Below are 25769 nucleotides of genomic sequence, written 5' to 3' on the forward strand. Positions count from 1 at the left end.
ATTGCCAATATCTGCCTGCAAGTGCGCCTGATAACTTCCAAGGCACTTTTCACAATAACAACAAGAGACACATCATGAAGCGAAAACTGCAATTCGCTATAACGCTTGCGACGGCCGGCGGTATTCCTGCAGCAACGGCCGAAAGTGGATTCATCGAAGACTCCACCGCCACCCTGCAACTTCGCAATTATTATTTCATGCGCGACTTCTCCGATATCCAGGGACGCAACCAGCAGTCCAAGGCGGAGGAGTGGGCGCAGGGTTTCATCCTCAACTTCAAGTCCGGTTATACCCAGGGACCGGTCGGCTTCGGCCTCGACGCGCTCGCCCTGGTGGGCGTCAAGCTCGACAGCAGTCGCGACCGCACCAACACCGGCCTGCTGCCGGTGCACGACGACGGCGAGGCGGCCGACGAGTACGCCCGCCTGGGGCTGACGCTGAAGACCCGCTTCTCCAACACCGAGCTGCGCTTCGGCGAGCAGACGCCGAACCTGCCGATCCTGGCGCACACCGACAACCGCCTGCTGCCGCAGACCTACCAGGGCACGACGCTGATCTCCCGGGAGATTCCCGGGCTGACCCTGCAGGCCGGCCGGCTGAACTCCGCCAAGATGCGCAACTCGACCGACGACGGCGAGATGACCGCGCTGATCATCAACGACCCGATCAACCCGCGGCGCCTGGCCCACGTCACGGGCGACCACTACAACTACCTCGGCGGCGACTACAGCTTCAACGCCAACCGCACCACGCTGAGCTTCTGGCAGGGCCAGCTGGAGGACATCTACCAGCAGCGCTTCTACGGCATCAAGCATGCCCTGCCGCTGGGCGCCTGGACCCTGGCCGCCGACATCGGCTACTACACCGCCCAGGACGACGGCAACACCGATGCCGGCAGCCTCGACAACCAGCTGCTCTACGGGCTGTTCTCGGCCAAATACAAGGGTCACACCTTTTATGCCGGCTATCAGGGCGTCTACGGCGACGACGGCTTCCTGCGCATCGGCGACACCCTCTCGCCGCTCGGCAACGAACTGCCGACCTACCAGTTCTCCGCGCCGGACGAGCGCTCCTGGCAGATCCGCCACGACTTCGACTTCGCCAGCGTCGGTCTGCCCGGCCTGACCAGCACCCTGCGCTATGTCCAGGGCGACAACGTCGACACCGGCAGCCGCGGCTTCGAGGGCGAGGAGTGGGAGCGCGACCTCGACCTGGCCTACACCATCCAGAGCGGCCCGTTGAAGAACGTCAGCATCCGCTGGCGCAACGCGATCGCCCGTTCCAACTACGCCAGCGACATCGATGAGAACCGCATCATCATCAACTATGCGATCAAGTTGTTTTAGTCGTCTTTATCCGGAGTTTCCTGTGCGTGCAATTAACACCGGGCCGTATGGGTATGTCGGGAGGTTGCAGGAAACAGGCTGCCGAACTGTTCCGCACAACGTTTTCAAAGTTTCAGGGTTATCTGCCGGGGAGGACAAGGCACAAATGCGAAACAGACTGTTGTCGTTTTGGTTGATGATCGGAAAAAGGCATGTTTTCGCCTTCGGCCAAGTGCATTCGATCGAAAACCGGATATCCGGCAAGAACCTTTTCTCGAACTTGGGTCGGCAACTTCCGCCGGCGCAACAAGGCAATTGCCTGATTTGCCGGAAGTTCTTCGGCAATCGCGAAGAGAGGAATTCAATGATGCCCTCAAGGCATCGTTTGGTGCCTAGATTCGATTGGACGGCATTGCTGCCCCTGTTTACCTTCCAGCCACTCCCGAAGCGTTCCGCTCCTGGCGGGCGCCTCGATACAGACACCCCTTTCGCCATTCACGCTTAGCCCGCAGGAAAACAACCATGCGCCAAGCCCTGCTCAACCAGTACGCCGACGAGCTCTACCGCTCGCTCAAGGATTGCCGTCCCATCGCCCCGCTGACCGAGCGCGATCCGCAGCTCACCCTGGAGGAGGCCTACCAGATCCAGCTGCGCCTGATCGCCCGGCGCCTGGACGCCGACGGCGAGACCGTGATCGGCAAGAAGATCGGCGTCACCAGCCGGGTGGTCATGGACCTGCTCAAGGTCGACCAGCCCGACTTCGGCCACCTGACCTCCGGCATGCTCCGCGCGGATGGCGCGGCCATCGAGGCCGCCGGGCTGATCGCGCCGAAGGCCGAGGGCGAGATCGCCTTCGTGCTCAAGCACGAGCTGGCCGGTCCGGGGGTGACCGTCGCCGACGTGCTGCGCGCCACCGAATACGTGGTGCCCTGCTTCGAGATCGTCGATTCGCGGATCGCCGACTGGAAAATCAAGATCCAGGACACCGTGGCCGACAACGCCTCCTCGGCGCTGTTCGTGCTCGGCGATGCCGCCGTCGACCCGCGCCGCCTGGATCTTGGCGTGGTCGGCATGACCCTCGAACTCAACGGCGAGATCGCCGCCACCGGCGCCGGCGCCGCCGCGCTGGGCCATCCGGCCAACGCCGTGGCCTGGCTGGCCAACACCCTCGGGCGCCTGGAAGTGCCGCTCAAGGCCGGCGAGGTGATCCTCTCCGGCTCCCTCTCCACCATGCTGCCGGTCAAGGCCGGCGACAACCTGCGCATCAGCATCGGCGGCATCGGCTCGGCCGGCGTGCGTTTCGTCTGACAGGAGAATTTCGATGAATCTCGACCCGCAAACCATCGAGCGCCTCGCCGCCCACCTCGACGCCGCCGAAACCGAGCGTCGCGAAGTCCACAAGATCACCGACGACTACCCGGACATGGACTGGGAGGACGCCTACGCCATCCAGGACGCCCTGCGCGCCCTCAAGGAAGCCCGCGGCGTGCGCGTCGCCGGCCTGAAGATGGGCCTGACCTCCCACGCCAAGATGCGCCAGATGGGCGTCGTCGATCCGGTCTACGGCTTCATCACCGACTACGGCGCAGTGGCCGACGGCGGCGAGATCGACACCCAGCGGCTGATCCATCCCAAGGTCGAGGCGGAGATCGCCTTCGTCACCAAGCGCCCGCTGAAGGGCCCGGGCTGCCACATCGGCAGCGTGCTGGCGGCCACCGACTTCATCCTGCCGGCGGTGGAGATCATCGACTCGCGCTACGAGAACTTCCGCTTCGACCTGAAGAGCGTGATCGCCGACAACACCTCGTCGGCGCGCTACGTCCTCGGCGGCACCCACCGCAACGCCGAAGGCATCGACCTGAAGAACCTCGGCGTGGTGATGGAGAAGAACGGCGAGGTGGTGGCCATGGCCTCCGGCGCGGCGGTGCTCGGCCATCCGGCGCAGAGCGTGGCGATGCTCGCCAACATGCTCGGTGCGCGCGGCCGGGAGATTCCCGCCGGCACCCTGATTCTCACCGGCGGGGTCACCGAGGCGGTGGCGGTGGCCGCCGGCGACAACGTCACCGTGCGCTACCAGCATCTGGGCAGCGTATCGATGCGCTTCGTCTGACTGCGAGGAAGACACCATGCCCATCATGCAGGTTTACCTGATCGAAGGCCGCAGCGAAGAGCAGAAGGCCCGCCTGATCGACGCCCTGACCCGGGCCACCGTGGATGCCCTCGACGCGCCGATCGAGAGCGTACGGGTGGTGATCACCGAGGTGCCCAACACCAACTTCGGCATCGCCGGGCAGACGGCCAAGCAGCGCGGCCGCTGAGCGCGCCGCCCGACATCCAGCACAATGACAACAATCGAGGTTTTCCGTGGATAAGACATCGCCCCGTTGCAAGGTTGCGATCATCGGTTCGGGCAACATCGGGACCGACCTGATGATCAAGGTGCTGCGCCATGGCAAGCACCTGGAAATGGGCGCCATGGTCGGTATCGATCCGGCGTCCGACGGTCTGGCGCGCGCCAGGCGGCTCGGCGTCGCCACCACCGCGCAAGGCGTGGAGGGCCTCTTGGCGCTGCCGGAGTTCAAGGACATCGGCATCGCCTTCGACGCCACCTCGGCCGGCGCCCATGCCCATCACAACGAGCTGCTGCAGGCCCACGGGGTGAAGGTCATCGACCTGACCCCGGCGGCCATCGGCCCCTATGTGGTTCCGGCGATCAACCTGGACGCCGAGCTCGATGCGTCGAACATCAACATGGTCACCTGTGGCGGCCAGGCGACCATCCCGATGGTCGCTGCGGTGTCGCGCGTGGCCAAAGTCCACTACGCCGAGATCGTCGCCTCGATCGCCAGCAAGTCGGCCGGTCCCGGCACCCGCGCCAACATCGACGAGTTCACCGAGACCACTTCCAAGGCCATCGAGGTGATCGGCGGGGCGCAGAAGGGCAAGGCGATCATCGTCCTCAACCCGGCCGAGCCGCCGCTGATCATGCGCGACAGCGTGTTCGTGCTCTCCGAGGTGGTCGACCGGGACGCCATCGCCGCCAGCGTCGCGGAGATGGTCGCCAGCGTGCAGCGCTACGTGCCGGGCTACCGGCTCAAGCAGGAGGTGCAGTTCGACCTGCTCGAGACGCCGGTCAACGTGCCGGGCGTGGGCATGCTCGCGGGCCTCAAGACCTCGATCTTCCTCGAGGTGGAAGGCGCCGCCCACTACCTGCCGGCCTATGCGGGCAACCTCGACATCATGACCTCGGCGGCACTGTCCTGCGCCGAGCGGATGGCCGAGCGCGGCAAGGTGCGGGTTCTGCCTTCGGCGCTGGTCTAGACGGTAGACCGGGCTCGCGGGAGGCGACGGCCATGAGCTGGCTGCATCGGGTCCGCGAGCGGGTCAGTGGTGAAGTGCTTGAAGTGCGGCCTGGCGAATCGTTGCTGTGCGCCATGGAACGCCAGGGGAAGGGGTGCATTCCGGTCGGTTGCCGGGGCGGCGGCTGCGGAGTCTGCAAGGTCCGGGTGGTTTCCGGCCGGTTCGACTTCGGCGCCATGAGTTGCCGCCACGTAAGCGCCGACGAGCGCGGTCGGGGCCTGGCCCTGGCCTGCCGGCTGTTTCCCCTGGGCGATTCCGAGGTACAGGCGTGCGGCGAGGCAGTCCGGGCGGCTCCAGAACAACAATAGGTGTCATCATGAAAAAAGGTGTAATGCGTCCGGGCCATATCCAGCTGCGCGTGTTGGACATGCAGGCTGCCCTCAAACACTACGTCGATCTGCTCGGGCTGATCGAGATGGACAGGGATGCGCAGGGCCGCGTCTATCTCAAGGGCTGGACCGAGATCGACCGGTTCTCGGTGGTGCTGCGCGAGGCCGACGAGCCGGGCATGGATTTCCTCGGCTTCAAGGTCGTCGACGACGCCACCCTCTGCCGCCTGAGCGAGGAACTGGCCGCCTTCGGCTGCCAGGTGGAAAACCTGCCGGCCGGCGAACTCAAGGGCTGCGGTCGGCGCATCCGCTTCGAGGCGCCCTCCGGGCACTTCTTCGAGCTGTTCGCCGACAAGGAACAGACCGGCAAGTGGGGCGTCTCCGAGATCAACCCGGAAGCCTGGCCGCGCGGCCTGCAGGGCATGAAGGCGACCCGCTTCGACCACTGCCTGCTGTACGGCGTCGAGCTGCCGGAGACCCTGCGCCTGTTCACCGAGGTGCTCGGCTTCAGCCTCGCCGAGCAGGTGCTCGACGAGGCGGGCAGGCGCGTCGCCCAGTTCCTCACCGTCGGCATGAAGGCCCACGACGTGGCCTTCATCCAGCACCCGGAGAAGGGCCGCTTCCACCACGCTTCGTTCTTCCTCGAGAGCTGGGAGGATGTGCTGCGCGCCGCCGACCTGATCAGCATGAGCAACACCTCGATCGACATCGGCCCGACCCGCCACGGCCTGACCCACGGCAAGACCATCTATTTCTTCGATCCCTCGGGCAACCGCAACGAGGTGTTCTGCGGCGGCGATTACCACTACCCGGACCATCCGCCGGTGACCTGGACCGCCGACCAGTTGGGCAAGGCGATCTTCTATCACGACCGCCAGCTCAACGAACGCTTCCTCACCGCCCTGACCTGATTCCAGATTTCACGAGATTGAGCCCATGAAAGAGATCAAACATTTCATCAACGGCGAATACGTCGGTTCTGCCAGCGGCAAGCTGTTCGACAACGTCAACCCGGCCAACGGCCAGGTGATCGCCAGGATCCACGAAGCCGGCGAGGCCGAGGTCGACGCCGCGGTCAAGGCCGCCCGCGCCGCCCTGAAAGGCCCCTGGGGCAAGATGAGCGTGGCCGAGCGCACCGAGATCCTGCATCGCGTCGCCGCCGGCATCACCGCGCGCTTCGACGAGTTCCTCGAAGCCGAGTGCCAGGACACCGGCAAGCCGAAGTCCCTCGCCTCGCACATCGACATCCCGCGCGGCGCGGCCAACTTTTCGGTGTTCGCCGACCTGGTGAAGAACGTGCCCACCGAGGCCTTCGAGATGGCCACCCCGGACGGCAGCGGCGCGCTCAACTACGGCGTGCGCCGGCCCAAGGGGGTGATCGGGGTGATCAGCCCGTGGAACCTGCCGCTGCTCTTGATGACCTGGAAGGTCGGCCCGGCGCTGGCCTGCGGCAACACCGTGGTGGTCAAGCCGTCCGAGGAAACCCCCACCACCACCGCGCTGCTCGGCGAGGTGATGAACGCCGCCGGCGTGCCGGCCGGCGTGTACAACGTGGTGCACGGCTTCGGCGGCGACTCGGCCGGCGCCTTCCTCACCGCCCACCCGGACGTCGACGGCATCACCTTCACCGGCGAAACCGGCACCGGCGAAACCATCATGCGTGCCGCGGCCAAGGGTGTGCGCCAGGTGTCCCTGGAGCTGGGCGGCAAGAACGCCGGCATCGTGTTCGCCGACGCCGACCTGGACAAGGCCATCGAGGGCACCCTGCGCTCGGCCTTCGCCAACTGCGGCCAGGTCTGCCTGGGCACCGAGCGCGTCTACGTGCAGCGGCCGATCTTCGACGCGTTCGTCGCCCGTCTGAAGGCCGGCGCCGAGGCGCTGGTGATCGGCGAGCCGAACGATCCGAAGGCCAACTTCGGCCCGCTGGTCAGCCACAAGCACCGCGAGAAGGTCCTCAGCTACTACCAGAAGGCCCAGGACGAGGGCGCCACCATCGTCACCGGCGGCGGCGTGCCGGACATGCCCCAGCACCTGGCCGGCGGCGCCTGGGTGCAGCCGACCATCTGGACCGGCCTGAAGGACGATTCGCCGGTGGTCACCGAGGAAATCTTCGGGCCCTGCTGCCACATCCGCCCGTTCGACACCGAGGAGGAAGCCGTCGAGCTGGCCAACAGCCTGCCCTACGGCCTGGCCTCGGCGATCTGGACCGAGAACGCCTCGCGCGCGCACCGCGTCGCCGGGCAGATCGAGGCCGGCATCGTCTGGGTCAACAGCTGGTTCCTGCGCGACCTGCGCACCGCCTTCGGCGGCGCCAAGCAGTCGGGCATCGGCCGCGAAGGCGGGGTGCACTCGCTGGAGTTCTACACCGAGCTGAAGAACGTCTGCGTGAAGCTGTGAGGCAGTTACCCGTCAAGGAAAGCGGCACGAATAGCGCCGCCCGAGGAGAGCCAAGATGACTTTCGATCCGAACAAGAAGCTGTACATCTCCGACGTGACCCTGCGCGACGGCAGCCACGCCGTGCGTCACCAGTACTCGATCAGGAACGTGCAGGACATCGCCCGTGCGCTGGACAAGGCCAGGGTCGACTCCATCGAGGTCGCCCACGGCGACGGCCTGCAGGGTTCGAGCTTCAACTACGGCTTCGGCGCGCACAGCGACCTGGAGTGGATCGAGGCGGTCGCCGAAGTGGTGAGCCACGCGAAGATCGCCACCCTGCTGCTGCCCGGCATCGGCACGGTGCACCATCTCAAGGAAGCCTACGAGGCCGGCGCCCGGGTGGTGCGCGTGGCGACCCACTGCACCGAGGCGGACGTCTCCCGCCAGCACATCGAGTACGCGCGCGAGCTGGGCATGGACACCGTGGGCTTCCTGATGATGAGCCACATGACCACGCCGCAGAACCTGGCGGTCGAGGCGAAGAAGATGGAAAGCTACGGCGCCACCTGCATCTACGTGGTCGACTCCGGCGGCGCGCTGAGCATGAGCGACGTGCGTGACCGTTTCCGTGCGGTCAAGGACCTGCTCGACCCGTCGACCCAGACCGGCATCCACGCCCACCACAACCTGTCGCTCGGCGTGGCCAACTCCATCGTCGCGGTGGAAGAGGGCTGCGACCGCATCGACGCCTCGCTGGCCGGCATGGGCGCCGGCGCGGGGAACGCGCCGCTGGAGGTGTTCATCGCCGCGGCCGAACGCCTGGGCTGGAACCACGGCACCGACCTCTACACCCTGATGGACGCCGCCGACGAGATCGTCCGCCCGCTGCAGGACCGTCCGGTGCGGGTCGACCGCGAGACTCTGGCCCTAGGCTACGCCGGCGTCTACTCGAGCTTCCTGCGCCATGCCGAGGTGGCGGCGAGCAAGTACGGCCTGAGCACCGTGGACATCCTCGTCGAGCTGGGCAGGCGGCGGATGGTCGGCGGCCAGGAAGACATGATCGTCGACGTGGCGCTGGATCTGCTGCGCCAGCAGGGCGAGGCTGCCCGCCAGGCGTCGGCGTAACAAGCCAACCGGTCCGCCCGGCTTGGCTGTGGCGGTTTTCGAGCCTGGGGGCGGTTTCGCTCCCGGGCTTTTTTTGCCAAGACAGGACGCGAACGCGATGAAACCTTCTCTTCGCCGGATCGACAGCATCAACCTGGCCCTGGCCATGCACGCCCTGCAGGCGGCGCTCGATCAGGCCGCGGCGCTGTCGGTGCGGGTCAGCATCGCCGTGGTCGACGCGGCAGGCCAGCCGATCCACACCGCGCACATGGACGGCGCGCCGCTGCAGTGCCGGGACATCGCCCTGAACAAGGCGCTCACCGCCGTCGGCTTCGGGGCGCCGACCCGGGTCTGGGAAGAGCGCCTGGCCGGGATGTCCGACGCCGTCCGCCAGGGCCTGCCGCTGCAGCCGCGCATGGCGCTGTTCGGCGGCGGCGAACCTTTTCTGTTCGAGGGGACGGCGGTGGGCGCCATCGGCATCTCGGGCGCTTCCGAACAGCAGGACGAGCAGTGCGCCCAGGCGGCGGTACGGGCCGTGCTGGCCCTGCTGGATGCGCCTTCGGCGTAGCACGCCGCTGCGCTTTTCCGGGGGTGCTTTCGGCGGCAGCGGAACTGGGCCGCTGCTTTTTCCGGCGCACGCAAAAACGGCGAGGGGGTTGGCCTCGCCGTTTTTGCTTCTTACGTCCCTGTGCTCGTCGTCCTGACGAAGTAGCCGCATCCTGCGACTGTCCCTCTGGCCGCCATCCGTGGTCGGCCTGCGTCGATCCTTCGACGTCTTGGTGGGATTCAATCTACGCCGCTGGCCGTTCCGAACCAATGGGGAGAGCGCTCGATCTGCTGTAGGCGATGGCTTACGGCGTGGAAGTCCCCTGTCATACTGCGCGGCCTTTTTCATCGTCAGTCGGGGGCCATGAGCTGCGGAGGGCCCCGGATATGGTTTCAGCGCGAGTGGTGTTCATCGATGGCAGGCGGGAAGAAGATTCTGGAAGCGAAGGTGGTTCATGTCCCTGACGGAGATACCTTGAAGGTGAACTATGGCGACGGCATGACCGTGGTGGTGCGGTTGTGCAGCATCGATACGCCGGAAAAGGCTCAGCCCTATGGTCCGGAGGCGCGAGAGGCACTGGCGGCGCTGGTGCTCAACAAGAGCGTCAGGATCGAGCCGACGGCCCGGGATCGCTACGGCCGTATCGTCGGCAGGGTCTTTCGCGGGCGTACGTTCGTCAACGAGGAGATGGTCCGGCATGGCCATGCCTGGGTTTACCATGACTATTCCAAAGAGCCGGAGTTTGCCCGGCTGGAAGAGCGGGCACGCAAGGCCAGGCAGGGGCTGTGGGCCTTGCCGAAGGCAAAGCGGGTGCCGCCATGGGAATGGCGCAAGCTCGGGAAAGGGAAGGCCAGGCCAGTTGAAAAGGGCTGGAAGCTATGGCCATGGCTGTTGGCGGCGCTGGTGGCGGGTGCGCTGGCAGGTGGTGCTTACTTGTGGATGACGGGGCGTCTGGATATTTCCTGGCTGGTCCCGAGCAGCCTCCTTCGGTTCTGGAGCGTTGGACAGGTCCATCTTCCAGCATCGCTATCGCTTTGCTGATGTCCCTGCAGCGGCTGCCGGAGAGATGTCCGCCGTGGCGGCGAGGAGGTATGGGGGAGGCGGGGAGAGGGGACGCGGGCCTTTCAGGCGGCCAGAAGGACAAAAGCCTCCCGGTCGTCGGACCGGAAGGCTTCGCGGCGGTAGCTGCCCTTGCCCTTCTTCGCTTGTTCCTGGCGGCAGCGGAACAGCGGCTGGGCGACCAGGGATTTGGCCTTGTTCGGCCGGGAAGGGGATTTCTTCGCCATGAGCGTCCTCCTGCAGGCCCGCCCCGTGCGGGCGCGCGCATCATGCGCGGCTGGTCAAAAAATGTCCAGCGGTTTGGGCGCGAGGCTCCGCTCGTCCGCCCAGGCCATTGCTTCCTGTGGTCGCATACCCGGACGGTTCGACTGGAATTCGCCCGATGGGCGGACTATATGCAGGTATGCCCACCACAACAAAAACAAGGACGAAGTAGCAATGGAGTTTTCCAACCAACAGAAGCTGATCATCACTCTGCTCACCGATATCCACGCCCGTCTCGGGATCGACAACAGCGTCGACCCGCTCTTCGTGCAGCGGATGGTCCAGCGCGGTCATGGCTGGGCGCTGGGCTGGGCCTACCCCGGTCTGTTCGAGGACGGCATCGAGCCCCCGGAGGCCGTCACCTTCGTCGCCGAGGTGCTGACCATGTGGGAGGCCATCGAGGAGACCTATGCCGGGTTCGATCAGGCCCGGAAGGACCAACTGGCCGAGCTGGCCCCGACCTTCGGGCGCGACCCGCAGTTTCGCGGGTTCGACGGCAGCCATGAGGCCGATCTGCGGGGGATTGTCCATATCCTCGTGGATGACCTGGGCCGCTGGCCGGCCTTCAGGGGGCGCGATACCGACTCGCACAGGATCCTGGCCGACGGCTATCGGCGGATGCTGGAGGTGTACGCGCGCATCGCGGACTCCGGCCCCGAGTCCAGGCTGTCGGTAGAGGCGCTGGCGGAAATACTGAACGCAAAAATCATCCCGAAAAGTGGCATGGAACTGGACGCCAACGTGCTGCGCTGGGCCTGACCCTTCCGCCCTGTGACGCTGCCTTCAGGACAAGGCCCCGAGTTCCACGGGGCTTTTTCGTTTCCGGCGTCTCCATTCCCTGACTCCCCCGGCGTGCCTCGGAAAGAGCCCGGGGCCGTCGCACCTCAGGTTTCCGGCGGCAGCTGCAGGCGCTGGCCGGCGATGGCCAGCGCCAGCCGGGCGAGGCCGTTCCACGGCTCGCCTTCGGCCTGGCCCTTGATCTGCGCGTCGATCAGTTGGGCGTCGAGCAGCAGCTGGTTCCAGCGCGCCGCCGGGTGGCGCTGCAGGGCCTTGGTCAGCAGCGGGCGGCGCTTTTCCCAGACCGGCGGGCGCAGCTGCGCGAAGGCCTTCTCCAGCGGCACGCCCTGGGCGTACTGCTGGGCGAGCGTGGCCAGCTGGCGCAGTTCGCGGGCCAGCGCCCAGAGGATCACCGGGGTTTCCACGCCTTCGCCGCGCAGCCCGTCGAGCATGCGCAGGGCGTGGGCGGCCTGGCCGGCGAGGGCGGCGTCGAGCAGGCCGAAGACGTCGAAGCGGGCGCTGTCGGCCACCGCGGCCTGCACGGTGTCGGCGCCGACCTGGTTGTTCTCGGCGAGCAGCTTGAGCTTCTCGATCTCCTGGGCGGCGGCCAGCAGGTTGCCTTCGACGCGGGCGGCGATCAGCTCCAGCGCTTCCTGGCTGGCGGCCAGCCCGGCCTGGGACAGGCGCTGGCGGATCCATTGCGGCAGCTGCTGGGCGTCGACCGGCCAGACCTGCACGAACTGCACCTGCGGGCTGTCGAGCAGCGCCTTGGCCCACTTGCTCTTCTGGGTGGCGGCGTCGAGCCTGGGCAGGCTGATCAGCAGCAGGTTGTCCTCGGCGGGACGGGTCAGGTATTCGAGGACCGCCGCGGCGCCCTTGTCGCCGGGCTTGCCGTTGGGAATGCGCAGCTCCAGCAGGCGTTTCTCGGCGAACAGCGACAGGCTGGCGCCGGCCGCGTAGAGCTGGTTCCAGTCGAAGTTGGCGTCGGCGTTGAACACCTGCCGCTCGCTGAAGCCCTGGGCGCGGGCGGCGCCGCAGATGGCGTCGCAGGCCTCCTGGCAGAGCAGCGGCTCGTCGCCGCTGACCACGTAGACCGGCGCCAGGGTGTCCTTGAGCTGCTTGGGCAGTTGCGCGGAAGAGAGCTTCATGGCGGGAAGGGCGGGGCCGCAGCCCCGCCCGGCGGCGTCAGGGCATGAGGGCGGGCGGCAGTTCGAGCGGCGACTGCTGCGGCTCGCCTTGCTGCTCTTCCTGGGCGCGGCGCGCCGCCTCCGCGGCCTGCGCCTCGGCCTGGGCACGCTCCTTGGCCCGCTGCTCCATCAGGGCGATGCGCTCCGGGGTGAGCTGCTGCAGACGCAGCATCAGCTGCTGGACCATCTCGCGGCGCATCTCCTCGCGCAGCTGCTGGGCTTCCTGGGTCGAGGCGGTGATGTTGTTCTGGTCGTGGACGTAGACCTTCTGCACCTCCAGCTCGTTGCTGCCGAGCAGCTGCTTGCGGGCGTCGAGCAGTTCGTATTCGAGGGTGGTGGTCAGCTCGTATTCGACGCTGCGCGCCGAGCTGGTGTAGCTGGCGGTGCGCTGCTTCTCGGATTCACGGGCCAGCACCAGCTCGTAGGGCGCGCCGGGATACACCTTGACGCCGCTGGCTTCGAGCTGGCGGCGCAGCAGCCGCTGAGTCTCGCCGTAGGCGTTGCGGGCGCTCAGGTTGAGCTCGCTGAGGGCGAGGCGCCCGGTCTCGCCGGTGCCGCGCAGCTGGAAGCCGCAGGCGCCGAGCAGGCCGGTCAGGGCGATGAGCGCGAGGCTCCGTTTGATCATCTGCTTTCCCCTTGGAGTGACCGGCGGCGTCTTGTCGCCGGGACGCGCATCAATTGGCGACGATGTTGACCAGCTTGCCCGGCACCACGATGACCTTGCGGATGGCCAGGCCCTCGGTGAAGCGCAGCACGTTCTCGTTGGCGCGGGCGGCGGCCTCGACTTCTTCGCGGGAGGCGGCGGCCGGCACCTGGATTTCCCCGCGCAGCTTGCCGTTGACCTGCACCACCAGGGTCAGGGTGTCCTGCACCAGGGCGGACTCGTCCACCGCCGGCCAGGCGGCGTCGATGATCAGGCCATCCTTGCCGAGCGCCTCCCAGAGCGCGTGGCAGATGTGCGGAGTGATCGGCGCCAGCAGCAGGGCCACGGTTTCCAGGCCCTCCTGGAGCAGGGCGCGGTCCTGTTCGCCGGCGGTCGTGGCCTTTTCCAGCACGTTCATCAGGGTCATCACCTGGGCGATGGCGGTGTTGAACTTGTGGTGCTGGCCGACATCCTGGCTGGCCTGCCTGATGGCCAGATGGATAGCGCGGCGGATTTCCTTCTGGGCATCCGAGAGCTGGGCCTTGTCCAGCGCGCCCGGCAGGCCGGCGCTCACATGGCTCTGGGCCAGGCGCCAGACGCGGCGCAGGAAGCGGCTGGCGCCCTCGACGCCGGCGTCGGACCACTCCAGGCTGAGTTCCGGCGGGGCGGCGAACATCATGAACAGGCGGCAGGTGTCGGCGCCGTAGGCGTCGATCATCGCCTGCGGGTCGACGCCGTTGTTCTTCGACTTGGACATCTTCTCGGTGCCGCCGATCTCCACCGGCAGGCCGTCGGTCTTGAGCTTCGCGCCGATCACCTTGGCCCTGGCGTCGCGCTCGACTTCCACGTCGGCCGGGTTGAACCAGTCCTTGCCGCCGTTTTCCAGGGTGCGGTAGTAGGTCTCGGCGACCACCATGCCCTGGGTCAGGAGGTTCCTGAACGGCTCGTTGGAGGACACCAGCCCCTCGTCGCGCATCAGCTTGTGGAAGAAGCGCGCGTAGAGCAGGTGCAGGATGGCGTGCTCGATGCCGCCGATGTACTGGTCCACCGGCAGCCAGTGGTTGGCCGCCTGCGGGTCGACCATGCCCTGCTCATAGCTGGGCGAGGCGTAGCGGGCGTAGTACCAGGACGACTCGACGAAGGTGTCCATGGTGTCGGTTTCGCGCTTGGCCGGTTTGCCGCATTTCGGGCAGGTGCATGCGTAGAACTCCGGCATCTTGGCCAGCGGCGAGCCGCTGCCGTCCGGCACCACGTCCTCGGGCAGCACCACCGGCAGCTGGTCTTCCGGCACCGGCACGTCGCCGCAGCTGTCGCAGTGGACGATCGGGATCGGGCAGCCCCAGTAGCGCTGGCGGCTGATGCCCCAGTCGCGCAGGCGGAACTGGGTCTTGCGCGCGCCGTGGGCGGCGCTTTCCAGATCGGCGACGATGGCGTCGAAGGCGGCGGTGAAGTCCTTGCCGTCGTACTTGCCGCTGTTGACGGTGGTCAGGCCTTCCTTGTCGGCGTACCAGGCCTGCCATTCGGCGGCGCTGAACTCCTTGCCTTCGGCGGCGTAGACCTGCCTGATCGGCAGGCCGTACTTGTTGGCGAACTCGAAGTCGCGCTCGTCGTGGGCCGGCACGGCCATCACCGCGCCCTCGCCGTAGCCCCAGAGCACGTAGTTGGCGACGAACACCGGCAGTTTGTCGCCGCTCAGCGGGTGGATGACGAACTGGCCGGTGGCCAGGCCCTTCTTCTCCATGGTCGCCATGTCGGCCTCGGCCACCGAGCCGGCCTTGCATTCGGCGATGAAGGCCGCAAGCGCAGGGTTGTTCGCCGCGGCGCGCTGGGCCAGCGGGTGCTCGGCGGCGACGGCGACGTAGGTGGCGCCCATCAGGGTGTCCGGGCGGGTCGAGTAGACCTTCAGCTGGCCGGCCTCGCCGATGCTGGCGACGTCGTAGTCGAAGACGATGTCGGCGCCGAAGCTCTTGCCGATCCAGTTGCGCTGCATGGTCTTGACCTGCTCGGGCCAGCCGCTCAGTTCGTCCAGGCTACTCAGCAATTCTTCCGCATAGGCGGTGATGCGGAAGTAGTACATGGGGATCTCGCGCTTCTCGACCAGCGCGCCGGAGCGCCAGCCGCGGCCGTCGATGACCTGCTCGTTGGCCAGCACGGTCTGGTCCACCGGGTCCCAGTTGACGGTGCCGTTCTTGCGGTAGATCACGCCCTTCTCGAACAGCTGGGTGAACAGCCACTGCTCCCAGCGGTAGTAGTCCGGCTTGCAGGTGGTGACCTCACGCGACCAGTCGATGCCCAGGCCCAGGCTTTTCAGCTGGGACTTCATGTAGGCGATGTTCTCGTAGGTCCACTTGGCCGGCGCCACCTGGTTCTTCATCGCGGCGTTTTCCGCCGGCATGCCGAAGGCGTCCCAGCCCATCGGCTGCAGCACGTTCCTGCCCTGCATGCGCTGGTAGCGGGCGATCACGTCGCCGATGGTGTAGTTGCGCACGTGCCCCATGTGCAGCTTGCCGCTGGGGTAGGGGAACATCGACAGGCAGTAGAAGGTGTCCTTGCCGGGCTGCTCGCGCACTTCAAAGGACTTCTGGGCATCCCAGAGGGACTGCGCGGCGGCTTCGATCTCGCGGGGCTGATACTGTTCGTGCATGGTCTGCTGGCGCTGGAAAAGGGGGCGTGGAAAACCCGGTAGCATACATGAGCGGGCTTGGCCATGGGAAACGCCTGACCGGCGCGGGGCGCCGGCCGCTGGCACTCCGCCGCCGTTGGTCGCGACGGCCGACCGCGGCGGGGGCGGACGCTAAGCTCAGGGAAAAGAGATCGTTTCTCCCGGTGTGAGGTGTGGGATGGACGAGATGGGCGCGCGTGGCGGACTGTACCGGCGGCTGATCGAGCGGGTCGCCTGCGCCCTCGCCGGAGCCGAGGGCGCACGCTGTCGCGGCGGGCCGGAGCCGGTCGTGCTGGAGCTGCACGATCTGTCGCCCGCCGAGCGGGCGCTGATCCGCGCCTGGCTGCGCCGGGACCTGCAGTGGCTGCGCGGCTGGCAGGCGGCGGCCGAGGAGCTGGCGCTGATCGAGCGTCAGGAGCGTGCCCATCTCTTCGTGCCGCGGGAGCGTCCTGCCGCGCCACCGCGGCTTCGCCATGCCCACTTGCTCTGCGCCCTGTGCGGCCGGGCCGTGCGCTGGCGGCGCGCCGGCTGCGTCGCGGCTTGTCCGGTCTGCGCTTCGCGACTGTTCCGGGTCGCTCTGCGGCGCCGCTCGGGTTAGGCTCTGCGCCTCGCCCGGAGGTGCCCATGCCGCTTCGCTATCTGCTCAAGCAACTGCTGCTGCCGCCGTCCGGCCTGCTCCTTCTGCTGGGGCTCGGCTGGTGGCTGCGCCGCCGTGCGCCGCGGGCGGCCGGGCTGTGCTTTGTGCTCGGTGCGGGCGGGTTGTGGCTGCTCAGCCTGCCGGTGACGGTGGAGTGGGCGGCGCGAGCCATCGAGCGCGAGCCGGCGCTGGTCGAGGCGCAGTGGCCGCAGCTGGCGCAGCGCGCCGAGGCCATCGTGGTGCTGGGCGGCGGCCGCGAGCGCGGCGATCCGGCCTGGGGCGGCGATCAGCCGAGCCCGCTGGCGCTCGAGCGGCTGCGCTACGCCGCCCGCCTGGCGCGGGCCTCGGGCCTGCCGCTGCTGGCCAGCGGCGGACTGCATTTCGGTGCGCCGCCCAGCGAGGCGGCGCTGTCCGGCGAGGTACTGGAGCGCGACCATGGCCTGACGCTGCGCTGGCGCGAGGAGCGCAGCCGCACCACCTGGGAGAACGCCCGCTACAGCGCCGAGCTGCTGCAGGCGGAGGGCATCCGCCGGGTGGTGCTGGTGACCCAGGCCTGGCACATGCCGCGGGCGCGCTGGTGCTTCGAGCGGGCCGGCTTCACGGTGCTGCCGGCCCCGGCGGGCTTTCTCGGCGTGCCCAACGGCCGCCCGCTGGGCGGCTGGCTGCCCGAGGGGCGGGCGCTGTGGCAGAGCGGCCTGCTGCTCAACGAGGCGCTCGGGCAACTGGCCTATCCGCTTCTCTACCGCTGAGCCTCGATGGTCGCGCCGGCCGCCGAGGCCCGTTCGGCGCGCCGGCGCAGCAGCGCCCAGCCGAGCAGCAGGACGGCGAGGGTCGCCAGCGGCCAGGCGCGCCACTGCAGGTAGGGGGTGAGGCCCTGCATCGGCGTCACCTCGCCGTAGAGCACGGCGCGCTGGAACTGCGGCAGGCGCTCGGTGATCCGCCCGAAGGGGTCGATCAGCGCGGTGACGCCGTTGTTGGTGGTGCGGATCATCCAGCGGCCGGCCTCCAGGGCGCGCATCTGCGCCATCTGCAGGTGCTGCAGGGGGCCGATGGAGGTGCCGAACCAGGCGTCGTTGCTGATGGTGAGCAGCAGGTCGCTGCGCGCGGCCAGGCCGGCGGCGAATTCCGGGTAGACCACCTCGTAGCAGATGTAGGGGGCGATCCGCCAGCCGCGGGCCTCGAGCAGCGGCTGGTCGGCCGGGCCGCGGGCGAAGTCGGACATCGGCAGGTCGAAGAAGGCGATCAGCCCGCGCAGCAGCTCCTGCAGCGGCACGTATTCGCCGAAGGGCACCAGCTTCTGCTTCAGGTAGGTGCCCGCGCCTTCGCCGGCCACGGTGATGCCGTTGTAGTAGCGCGGCTCGCCCTGCGCATTGCGCTGGCGGATCGGCACCCCGGTGAGCAGTGCGATGTTGCGCGGGCGGGCGTAGCGCTCGAGGCCGGCGAGGTAGTCCTCGGCATACTCGCGGAGAATCGGCACGGCGGTTTCCGGCCAGACCACCAGGTCGACCGCCGCGGCCCGCTGCAGGGTGAGGTCGCGGTAGAGCATCAGCTGGGCGCTGAGCTGCTCCGGGTCCCACTTGAGGTTCTGCGGCACGTTGCCCTGCACCGCGGCGATCTTCAGCGGCGCGCCGGCAGACGCGGTCCAGGCATGGCCCTTGAGCGCCTGGCCGAGTCCCCAGGGGGCGAGCAGCAGACCGAGGGCGCCGGCCAAAGCCTGCGGCCGGCGGATCAGGCGTGGCAGGTTGACCGAGAGCGCCGCGGACAGCGCGAGGACGAAGGACAGCAGCCAGACCCCGCCCAGCGGCGCCAGGCCGGCGAGCGGCCCCTCGAGCTGGCTGTAGCCGGCGTAGAGCCAGGGAAAACCGGTGAGGAACCAGCCGCGAAAGCCTTCCAGCGCCAGCCACAGGGCGGCAAAACCCAAAGCGTCGGCCAGCGGCGCCTCGGCCCGGCGCAGCCAGCGGCCCCACAGCCAGGCGGGCAGGGCGAAGAAGAACGCCAGGGCGAGCATCAGGGCGAAGGTGAGCAGGCCGGCCAGCGGCAGCGAGGCGGCGCCGTAGTCGTGGATGCTGATGTAGATCCAGCTGGTGCCGGCGGCGTAGAGGCCGAAGCCGTAGCACCAGCCGCGCCACAGCGCCGCCCGCGGCGCCAGCTCGCGCAGGCCGAGGTAGAACAGGGCGATCGACAGCAGGGCCAGCGGCCAGATATCGAAGGGGGCCTGGGCCAGGGGCGTCAGGGCGCCGGCGGCCAGCGCCAGCAGGTTGCCCGGCCAGCCGGGGCGGGTGATCCAGCGCATCGGAGAGAGGTCCTTGCTCGGAAAAAAGGCGGCGCAAGCTTAATGGAGCGGCCCGCGGCATGCCATGACAGTCCGTTGAATGGCCGGGGCACCACATTGCGCGCAGTGCCCCGGCGGGGACGCTCAGTGGCGCGGAGGGGTGAGGCGCAGCAGATGGATGCGCCGGCTGTCGGCGTTCAGCACGCGGAAGCGGAAGTCGCCGACCTCGACGGTCTCGTTGCGCTTGGGCAGGTGGCCGAAGGCGTGGGCCACCAGGCCGCCGAGGGTGTCGAACTCGCTCTCGGGCAGCTGGCTGCCGAAATGCTTGTTGAAGTCCTCGATCGGCATCAGCGCCTTGATCACGAAGTCACCGCTGGGCAGCTCCTTGATGTAGCTGTCCTCCTCGACGTCGTGCTCGTCCTCGATGTCGCCGACGATCTGCTCGAGCACGTCCTCGATGGTCACCAGGCCGGCGACGCCGCCGTATTCGTCGATGACGATGGCCATGTGGTTGTGGGTGCTGCGGAACTCCCGCAGCAGCACGTTGAGGCGCTTGGATTCGGGGACGAAGGTCGCCGGGCGCAGCAACTGCCTGAGTTCGCAGGCGCAGGCCTCGCCGGTATTGCGCAGCAGCAGCGGCAGCAGGTCCTTGGCCAGGAGGATGCCGACGATGTCGTCGAGGCTCTCGCCGATCACCGGATAGCGCGAGTGGGCGGCGTCGATGATGGTCGGCAGGCACTCCTGCGGCGTCTGGCCGGCCTTGACGGTGATCATCTGCGAACGCGGAACCATGATGTCGCGGACCTGCAGGTCCACGACCTGGATGGCGCCCTCCACGATGGTCAGCGCCTCGCTGTCGAGCAGCTCGTTCTCGTGCGCCTCGTGGAGGATATCCAGCAGTTCCTGGCGGTTGCGGGGTTCATGGGCAAAGGCCTGGGTGAGTTTGCTCAGCCAGGATTGCCCGTTGCTCGATCGATCGTCGCTCATCTTCCTTCGCTCGTGGTGACCAGGGATTCGGGCTGGTCGTCGCCGTCATAGGGGTCGGGGTAGCCCAGTTCAGCTAGCAAGTCCCGTTCCAGGGATTCCATTTCCTCGGCTTCCTCGTCCTCGAGGTGGTCGTAGCCGAGCAGGTGCAGGCAGCCGTGGATCACCAGGTGGGCCCAATGGGCGTCCGGCAGCTTGCCCTGTTCGGCCGCCTCGCGCTCGACCACCGGCACGCAGATCACCAGGTCGCCGAGCAGCGGGATGTCCAGCAGCCCGTCGGGGATGTCGGCGGGGAAGGACAGCACGTTGGTCGGGTAGTCCTTGTGCCGCCAGGTACGGTTCAGCTCGCGGCCTTCCGCCTCGTCGACCAGGCGGATGGTCAGTTCGGAGTCGGCGCTGCGCTGGCGCAGGGCCAGTTCGCACCAGCGGCGGAAGTCGCTCTCGGCGGGCAGCGGCCGGCCGCTGGCCGCCTGCAGGTCCAGTTCAAGCATCGCGGCGTCCTTCCTGGCGCGGCTCGCCCTGGGGGCGGGCCGGATGGAGTTCCTCGAAGCGCTCGTAGGCTTCGACGATGCGCTGCACCAGCGGGTGGCGCACCACGTCCTTGGGCTGGAAGTGGGTGAAGCTGATCCCCGGCACGTCGCGGAGCACCTCGATCACATGGGCCAGCCCCGATTTGGTGCCGCGCGGCAGGTCGACCTGGGTCACGTCGCCGGTGATCACCGCGGTGGAGCCGAAGCCGATGCGGGTGAGGAACATCTTCATCTGTTCCAGGGTGGTGTTCTGGCTCTCGTCGAGGATGATGAAGCTGTTGTTCAGGGTCCGGCCGCGCATGTAGGCCAGCGGGGCGATCTCGATCACCTGCTTCTCGATCAGCTTGGCCACCTGTTCGAAGCCGAGCATCTCGTAGAGCGCGTCGTACAGCGGGCGCAGGTAGGGGTCGATCTTCTGCGCCAGGTCGCCGGGCAAAAAGCCCAGTTTCTCGCCGGCCTCCACCGCCGGGCGCACCAGCAGGATGCGCCGCACCTGCTCGCGCTCCAGGGCGTCCACCGCGCAGGCCACGGCCAGGTAGGTCTTGCCGGTGCCGGCCGGGCCGATGCCGAAGTTGATGTCGTTGTCGAGGATCGCCTTGACGTAGCGCTGCTGGTTGGCGCCGCGCGGGCGGATCAGCCCCTTGCGGGTGCGCAGGGCGACGCCGGCCTCGGCCCTGGGATCGGCCAGCGCCTCCATGCCCGATTCCTGGAGGTACAGGTGGACCAGCTCCAGCGACAGGTCGGCGCTGTGGGTTTCGCGGTAGAGGCGGCGCAGCAGGTGTTCGGCGGCCTGGGTGTGTTTCGGATCGCCGAGCAGTTCGAACTGGTTGCCGCGGTTGCGGATCTCGATGGCCAGACGCTGTTCGATCAGGCGCAGATGTTCGTCGAACTGTCCGCAGAGATTGGCGAAGCGGCGGGCTTCGAAGGGGTCGAGGGTGAAGCGACGGGATTCTGTGGGTGCGTTCAAGGGCTTTCGGGGACAACCGTCCTGCGGCAGGGTGATGAAGGAAGGATAGCGCCGTCGGCGGCAGGGGGGAAGCCGATGACAGCCGACGGACGGCGGACCCGACGGGCGCCGCCCGCCGGGTCAGGGCCTCGCCTGGGCGTCAGTCGAGCAGGCTGCCGCGCAGGGAGTGGGGCAGGGCGTCGTCGATGCGCACCAGGACGAACTGGCCGATCAGCCGCGGGTTGGCCGAGGGAAAGTTGACGATGCGGTTGTTCTCGGTGCGGCCCTGGAGCATGCCCGGGTCTTTCTTCGAGTAGTCGCTGACCAGGATGCGCTGGGTGCTGCCGACCATCCGTCGGCTGATCTCGAAGCCCTGCTGGGAGATGCGCTGCTGCAGGATCGAGAGGCGCTGCTTCTTCGCCTCTTCCGGGGTGTCGTCGGCCAGTTCCGCCGCCGGCGTGCCGGGGCGCGCGCTGTAGACGAAGGAGTAGGAGAAGTCGAAGCCGACCTCTTCGATCAGCTTCATGGTCTGCGCGAAGTCCTCCTCGGTCTCGCCGGGGAAGCCGACGATGAAGTCCGAGCTGATGCTGATCTCCGGCACCGCCGCCTTCAGCTTGCGGATCCGCGACTTGTACTCCAGCGCGGTGTGGTTGCGCTTCATCGCCGCGAGAATCCGGTCGGAGCCGGACTGCACCGGCAGGTGGATGAACTTCACCAGCTCGGGAATCTCCGCATGGGCCTGGATGAGGGCGTCGGAGAACTCCAGCGGGTGGCTGGTGGTGTAGCGCAGGCGCTCGATACCGTCGATGGCGGCCACCAGGTAGAGCAGTTCGGCGAAGTCGACCAGGCGCCCGTCGTCGGCCGTGCCGCGGTAGCCGTTGACGTTCTGGCCGAGCAGGGTGACCTCGCGCACGCCGTTCTCGGCCAGGTGGATGACCTCGGCGAGCACGTCCTCCGGCGGCCGGCTGACCTCCTCGCCACGAGTGTAGGGCACCACGCAGAAGCTGCAGTACTTGCTGCAGCCTTCCATCACCGAGACGAAGGCGCTGGGACCGTCGACCCGCGGTTCGGGCAGGCGGTCGAACTTCTCGATCTCCGGGAAGGAGACGTCCACCTGCGGCTTTTGCGTGGTCCGCGCGGCGTCGATCATCTCCGGCAGGCGGTGCAGGGTCTGCGGGCCGAACACCACGTCGACGTAGGGCGCGCGCTCGCGGATCGCCGCGCCTTCCTGGCTGGCCACGCAGCCGCCGACGCCGATCACCAGCGCCGGATTCTGCTTCTTCAGCTCGCGCCAGCGGCCCAGCTGGGAGAACACCTTTTCCTGGGCCTTCTCGCGGATCGAGCAGGTATTGAGGAGGATGACGTCGGCTTCCGCCGGGTTCTCGGTGAGTTCCAGAGCCTGGTGCTCACCCAGCAGGTCGGCCATGCGCGAGCTGTCGTACTCGTTCATCTGGCAGCCGTGGGTTTCGATGAAAAGCTTCTTGGCCATGGGGGTCCGGTCTGGGTGATTCGAAAGACCGCGCATTATAGGTAGGCGCGAAAGGCTCGGCCAGAGAGGTCGGGCGGCTGGCAGGGCAATCGCATGAAGCGAAATGTCGGCATGCATACGCCCCTACACGTTCATGCGATTGCCCTGGGGCGGCTGGTGCGCCGGCGGTCTGCCGCGGCCCCTGTGCTATCCTTCGCAGCCCCTTTGCAGCGATTTCCCCGCAGTCCGATGAGCAAGCGCGACGCCACGATCTACAAGGTGATCTTCCTCAACCAGGGCCAGGTCTACGAGCTGTACGCCAGGCAGATCCGCCAGAGCGATCTGTGGGGCTTTCTGGAGATCGAGGAGCTGGTCTTCGGCGAACGCACCCAGGTGGTGATCGATCCCGGCGAGGAGCGCCTGCGCAGCCAGTTCGAGGGCGTGCAGCGCAGCTTCGTGCCGCTGCACGCGATCGTCCGCATCGACGCGGTGGAGCGCCTGGGCACGGCGCGGATCAGCGAGGCCAGGGGCGGCGGCAATGTCACGCCGTTCCCGCTGCCGCCGACGCCGGACAAGGGCTGACGGGGCGCTGCGCTAGGGCAGCGGCGCGAACGGCGAGCGGCCTTCGAGGGCCTGCAGTTCCATGAGGTAGTTGCGGAAGATCTGGCCGAGCACCTGGGTGGCGATCTCCAGCTCGTCGCGGCTCATCTGTTCGGCGACCAGGTCGGCGCTGTCCAGGGCTTCCTCCGAGCCGTTCACCGCGGCCATCTTCAGCACGATGTAGGCCTGCACGTTGCTGGCCGGCACGCCCTCGCCGCGAAAGAACATCAGCCCCAGGCGGTGCTGCGCTTCGGCATGACCCTTGAGCGAGGCCTGCTCGAACCAGTTCAGCGCGCGGGACAGGTCGCGCGGGGTGCGCTTGCCGTCGTAGTAGAACTGGCCCAGCTCGTACTCGGCCTGCAGGTCGCCGTTCTGCGCGGCCTGTTCGCAGCGCGACAGCGCCGCCGGCAGCTCTTCGGCGGGGCTGTCGAGGGCGCAGCTGCCCGGTGCCGGAATCAGCAGGGTGTTCTCCCCGGCCGCAACCGGCAGGGAGAGGGAAAATAGCAACAGGCAACCCAGGGTCAGGTTACGGCGGGTCATGGAATCGCTGCGCCTCGAGTCGGAGCGGGCGGTCGCCCGGCCGGCAAAGTGTGCCGGCCGCCACATTATGAATAAGCGGCGCCGGCCTTACAAAGCCTTTGCCGCCTTTTTCCCGCCCCCGCAACCGCAAGACCGCCGCGGATGGCGATCCGCCATTCAGCCCCTGGCGAGCGCGGCGAAGGCGCGCTCGGCGGCGTCGAGGGTGATCGACAGCTCCGCCTCGCCATGGGCGATCGAGGTGAAGCCGGCCTCGAAGGCGGAAGGCGCGAGGTAGACGCCGCCGTCCAGCATCAGATGGAAGAAACGCTTGAAGCGCTCGGCATCGCTGGCCATCACATCGTTGAAGGTGACGATGTCGTCGGCGCCGCTGAAATACAGGCCGAACATGCCGCCGACCTGGGTGGTGACGAAGGGGATGCCGGCGGCATCGGCGCGCTGCTGCAGACCGTCGAGCATGCGCGCGGTGTAGTCGCTCAGCTCGGCGTGGAAGCCTGGGCGGCTGATCAGCCTGAGGCTGGCGAGGCCCGCGGCCATCGCCAGCGGATTGCCGGACAGGGTACCGGCCTGATAGACCGGACCCAGCGGGGCGATGCATTCCATGATCGCCCGCTTGCCGCCGAAGCAGCCGACCGGCATGCCGCCGCCGACGATCTTGCCGAAGGTCGAGAGGTCCGGGGTGACGCCGTAGTGCGCCTGGGCACCGCCCAGGGCGACGCGGAAACCGGTCATCACCTCGTCGAAGATCAGCACCACGCCGTGCCTGTCGCACTGCTCGCGCAGCCCCTCGAGAAAGCCCGGCGCCGGCGGCACGCAGTTCATGTTGCCGGCCACCGGCTCGACGATGATGCAGGCGATGTCCCGGCCGACCTCGGCGAGGGTCCGCTCCACCGCGGCCAGGTCGTTGTAAGGCAGGGTCAGGGTGTGCCTGGCGAAGGCCGCCGGCACGCCGGGCGAGCTGGGCACGCCGAGGGTCAGGGCGCCGGAGCCGGCCTTGACCAGCAGGCTGTCGGAGTGGCCGTGGTAGCAGCCCTCGAACTTGATGATGGTGTCGCGGCCGGTGTAGCCGCGGGCCAGGCGGATCGCGCTCATGGTCGCCTCGGTGCCGGAACTGACCATGCGCACCATGTCCATCGACGGCACCAGCGCGCAGACCAGCTCGGCCATCTCGGTTTCCAGGGCGGTCGGCGCACCGTAGGAGAGGCCGTGTTCCAGCTGCCTGCGCACCGCATCGAGCACTTCCGGGTGGCTGTGGCCGAGGATCATCGGGCCCCAGGAGCCGACGTAGTCGACGTAGCGCTTGTCGTCCTCGTCGATGACGTAGGCGCCTTGCGCGTGCTTGAAGAACAGCGGGGTGCCGCCGACGCCACGGAAGGCGCGCACCGGCGAGTTGACGCCGCCGGGGATGTGCTTCTGGGCGTTGGCGAAGAGGGTTTCGGAACGGGACATGTGGGCCTCGCAAGCTTAAGGCGGCGCCGCGCGGCGGGCGCCACCGTGAGGGGAAATCAGGAGTCTTCGAACAGTTGGCTGAAGGCGCGGGCGCGGCGCTCGACCTCGGCGGCGTTCTCGGCGGCGAACAGCGCATGGATCACCGCGACCATGGCGGCGCCGCGGCCGATCAGCTCCGGCGCGTTGTCCAGGGTCACGCCGCCGATGGCCACCAGCGGCTGGGCAAAGCGCGCGCGGGCCTCTTCCAGCAGTTCGGGGCTGGCCGGCGGCGCGCCGGGCTTGGTCGAGGAGTCGAAGAAGCGGCCGAAGGCCAGATAGCTGGCGCCGTCGGCGGCGGCCTGCTCGGCCAGCTCCAGCTGCCCGTGGCAGGTGGCGCCGAGGACCACCCTGGGACCGAGCAGGGCGCGGGCGGCGGACAGCGAGCCGTCCTGCTGGCCGAGATGCAGGCCGACGCCCAGGCGCGTGGCCAGCTCGAGGTCGTCGTTGATGATCAACTGCGCGCCGTGGCGCAGGCAGAGGTCGCGCAGCGCCTCGGCCTCGCGCAGCCGGCGGGCATCGTCGTCGGACTTGTCGCGATACTGCAGCAGCCGGGCGCCGCCCTCGAGCGCGGCTTCGACATAGGGCAGCAGCTTGCCGCCGGCGAGCAGCTGGCTGTCGGTGATAGCGTAGAGACCGCGTAGTTTCATGGTGGATTCGCCTCGTCTGCGAAGGG

Annotated in this window: 27 protein-coding genes; 15 read left to right on the forward strand and 12 right to left on the reverse strand. The window is 68.0% G+C overall.

Annotation, left to right across the window (positions count from 1 at the left end):
* Nucleotides 1–74 precede the first annotated feature (74 nt).
* The 11 genes from EV691_RS03770 (at nt 75) to EV691_RS03820 (ending at nt 10083) form a co-directional block, all read left to right on the forward strand.
* Complete coding sequence (locus tag EV691_RS03770; RefSeq protein WP_131298804.1) at nt 75–1346, forward strand: OprD family porin; 1272 nt, start codon at nt 75–77, stop codon at nt 1344–1346.
* Nucleotides 1347–1847: 501 nt separating this feature from the next.
* Nucleotides 1848–2633, forward strand: a complete 786-nt coding sequence (gene dmpE, locus EV691_RS03775; protein ID WP_131298803.1) for a 2-oxopent-4-enoate hydratase — start codon at nt 1848–1850, stop codon at nt 2631–2633.
* A gap of 13 nt (nt 2634–2646) precedes the next feature.
* The gene (gene dmpH / locus EV691_RS03780) at nt 2647–3435 is read left to right on the forward strand and encodes a 2-oxo-3-hexenedioate decarboxylase (RefSeq protein ID WP_131298802.1); all 789 of its coding nucleotides are present in this window, start codon (nt 2647–2649) and stop codon (nt 3433–3435) included.
* 16 nt (nt 3436–3451) lie between these two features.
* Nucleotides 3452–3643, forward strand: coding sequence for a tautomerase family protein (locus EV691_RS03785; RefSeq protein WP_131298801.1), 192 nt, complete (start codon nt 3452–3454; stop codon nt 3641–3643).
* Between the two features lie 46 nt (nt 3644–3689).
* Entirely contained in the window at nt 3690–4646 is a 957-nt protein-coding gene (locus EV691_RS03790; protein ID WP_131298800.1) for an acetaldehyde dehydrogenase (acetylating), read from the forward strand.
* A gap of 32 nt (nt 4647–4678) precedes the next feature.
* On the forward strand, nt 4679–4993 hold the full coding sequence (locus tag EV691_RS03795) for a 2Fe-2S iron-sulfur cluster-binding protein (RefSeq protein WP_131298799.1): 315 nt from the start codon (nt 4679–4681) through the stop codon (nt 4991–4993).
* Between the two features lie 8 nt (nt 4994–5001).
* The gene (locus EV691_RS03800) at nt 5002–5925 is read left to right on the forward strand and encodes a catechol 2,3-dioxygenase (RefSeq protein ID WP_131298798.1); all 924 of its coding nucleotides are present in this window, start codon (nt 5002–5004) and stop codon (nt 5923–5925) included.
* Nucleotides 5926–5950: 25 nt separating this feature from the next.
* Nucleotides 5951–7411, forward strand: a complete 1461-nt coding sequence (locus tag EV691_RS03805) for a 2-hydroxymuconic semialdehyde dehydrogenase (protein ID WP_131298797.1) — start codon at nt 5951–5953, stop codon at nt 7409–7411.
* Between the two features lie 55 nt (nt 7412–7466).
* A complete protein-coding gene (dmpG, locus tag EV691_RS03810; RefSeq protein WP_131298796.1) occupies nt 7467–8516 on the forward strand; it encodes a 4-hydroxy-2-oxovalerate aldolase in 1050 nt (349 codons plus the stop codon).
* Between the two features lie 97 nt (nt 8517–8613).
* Nucleotides 8614–9063 carry a GlcG/HbpS family heme-binding protein gene (locus EV691_RS03815; RefSeq protein ID WP_131298795.1) on the forward strand — a complete coding sequence of 150 codons (450 nt, stop codon included), beginning with the start codon at nt 8614–8616 and terminating at the stop codon, nt 9061–9063.
* A 393-nt stretch (nt 9064–9456) separates the two neighbouring features.
* Entirely contained in the window at nt 9457–10083 is a 627-nt protein-coding gene (locus tag EV691_RS03820; protein WP_131298794.1) for a thermonuclease family protein, read from the forward strand.
* Between the two features lie 83 nt (nt 10084–10166).
* Here the strand turns inward: EV691_RS03820 and arfA are convergent, their stop codons facing one another.
* Complete coding sequence (arfA, locus tag EV691_RS03825; RefSeq protein WP_131298793.1) at nt 10167–10328, reverse strand: alternative ribosome rescue factor ArfA; 162 nt, start codon at nt 10326–10328, stop codon at nt 10167–10169.
* Between arfA and EV691_RS03830 the strand changes: the two genes are divergently transcribed.
* The gene (locus tag EV691_RS03830) at nt 10327–11124 is read left to right on the forward strand and encodes a YfbU family protein (protein WP_242672558.1); all 798 of its coding nucleotides are present in this window, start codon (nt 10327–10329) and stop codon (nt 11122–11124) included. The two genes, arfA and EV691_RS03830, sit on opposite strands and share 2 nt — an antisense overlap.
* Before the next feature lie 125 nt (nt 11125–11249).
* On the opposite strand, the gene holA is transcribed toward EV691_RS03830, so the two are convergent.
* From holA to leuS, 3 genes are read right to left on the reverse strand one after another with little or no spacing between them, the layout of a single operon-like run.
* Nucleotides 11250–12290, reverse strand: coding sequence for a DNA polymerase III subunit delta (gene holA, locus EV691_RS03835; protein ID WP_131298792.1), 1041 nt, complete (start codon nt 12288–12290; stop codon nt 11250–11252).
* A 37-nt stretch (nt 12291–12327) separates the two neighbouring features.
* Nucleotides 12328–12954 carry an LPS-assembly lipoprotein LptE gene (locus EV691_RS03840; protein ID WP_131298791.1) on the reverse strand — a complete coding sequence of 209 codons (627 nt, stop codon included), beginning with the start codon at nt 12952–12954 and terminating at the stop codon, nt 12328–12330.
* Between the two features lie 49 nt (nt 12955–13003).
* Nucleotides 13004–15616, reverse strand: a complete 2613-nt coding sequence (gene leuS, locus EV691_RS03845; protein WP_131298790.1) for a leucine--tRNA ligase — start codon at nt 15614–15616, stop codon at nt 13004–13006.
* A gap of 196 nt (nt 15617–15812) precedes the next feature.
* Here leuS and EV691_RS03850 point away from each other — a divergent pair, with 196 nt between their 5' ends.
* Together EV691_RS03850 and EV691_RS03855 are read left to right on the forward strand one after the other, a co-directional pair.
* Nucleotides 15813–16232: a zinc ribbon-containing protein gene (locus EV691_RS03850; protein WP_039805877.1), complete on the forward strand. Its 420-nt coding sequence runs from the start codon at nt 15813–15815 to the stop codon at nt 16230–16232.
* A 26-nt stretch (nt 16233–16258) separates the two neighbouring features.
* Nucleotides 16259–17020 carry a YdcF family protein gene (locus EV691_RS03855; RefSeq protein WP_131298789.1) on the forward strand — a complete coding sequence of 254 codons (762 nt, stop codon included), beginning with the start codon at nt 16259–16261 and terminating at the stop codon, nt 17018–17020.
* On the opposite strand, the gene lnt is transcribed toward EV691_RS03855, so the two are convergent.
* The 5 genes from lnt to miaB all read right to left on the reverse strand — a co-directional run bounded on the left by lnt (nt 17011) and on the right by miaB (nt 22492).
* On the reverse strand, nt 17011–18564 hold the full coding sequence (gene lnt / locus EV691_RS03860) for an apolipoprotein N-acyltransferase (protein WP_131298788.1): 1554 nt from the start codon (nt 18562–18564) through the stop codon (nt 17011–17013). The genes EV691_RS03855 and lnt overlap by 10 nt on opposite strands.
* 123 nt (nt 18565–18687) lie before the next feature.
* Nucleotides 18688–19530, reverse strand: a complete 843-nt coding sequence (locus tag EV691_RS03865) for an HlyC/CorC family transporter (protein WP_039805873.1) — start codon at nt 19528–19530, stop codon at nt 18688–18690.
* On the reverse strand, nt 19527–20018 hold the full coding sequence (ybeY, locus tag EV691_RS03870) for an rRNA maturation RNase YbeY (RefSeq protein ID WP_131298787.1): 492 nt from the start codon (nt 20016–20018) through the stop codon (nt 19527–19529). The genes EV691_RS03865 and ybeY overlap by 4 nt, the downstream gene beginning before the upstream one ends.
* A complete protein-coding gene (locus EV691_RS03875; RefSeq protein WP_039805871.1) occupies nt 20011–21024 on the reverse strand; it encodes a PhoH family protein in 1014 nt (337 codons plus the stop codon). The genes ybeY and EV691_RS03875 overlap by 8 nt, the downstream gene beginning before the upstream one ends.
* Before the next feature lie 139 nt (nt 21025–21163).
* Nucleotides 21164–22492, reverse strand: coding sequence for a tRNA (N6-isopentenyl adenosine(37)-C2)-methylthiotransferase MiaB (gene miaB / locus EV691_RS03880; RefSeq protein WP_131254892.1), 1329 nt, complete (start codon nt 22490–22492; stop codon nt 21164–21166).
* 228 nt (nt 22493–22720) lie between these two features.
* Between miaB and EV691_RS03885 the strand changes: the two genes are divergently transcribed.
* Nucleotides 22721–23053, forward strand: coding sequence for a DUF1820 family protein (locus EV691_RS03885; RefSeq protein ID WP_131298786.1), 333 nt, complete (start codon nt 22721–22723; stop codon nt 23051–23053).
* Nucleotides 23054–23065: 12 nt separating this feature from the next.
* On the opposite strand, the gene EV691_RS03890 is transcribed toward EV691_RS03885, so the two are convergent.
* The 3 genes from EV691_RS03890 to thiE form a co-directional block, all read right to left on the reverse strand.
* Nucleotides 23066–23611, reverse strand: coding sequence for a tetratricopeptide repeat protein (locus EV691_RS03890; RefSeq protein ID WP_131298785.1), 546 nt, complete (start codon nt 23609–23611; stop codon nt 23066–23068).
* A gap of 156 nt (nt 23612–23767) precedes the next feature.
* Nucleotides 23768–25057: a glutamate-1-semialdehyde 2,1-aminomutase gene (gene hemL, locus EV691_RS03895; protein WP_131298784.1), complete on the reverse strand. Its 1290-nt coding sequence runs from the start codon at nt 25055–25057 to the stop codon at nt 23768–23770.
* Between the two features lie 56 nt (nt 25058–25113).
* Nucleotides 25114–25743 carry a thiamine phosphate synthase gene (thiE, locus tag EV691_RS03900; protein WP_131254888.1) on the reverse strand — a complete coding sequence of 210 codons (630 nt, stop codon included), beginning with the start codon at nt 25741–25743 and terminating at the stop codon, nt 25114–25116.
* Between the last annotated feature and the right edge of the window lie 26 nt (nt 25744–25769).

This window comes from Azotobacter chroococcum, assembly GCF_004339665.1.
GTDB classification, from domain to species: Bacteria; Pseudomonadota; Gammaproteobacteria; order Pseudomonadales; family Pseudomonadaceae; genus Azotobacter; species Azotobacter chroococcum.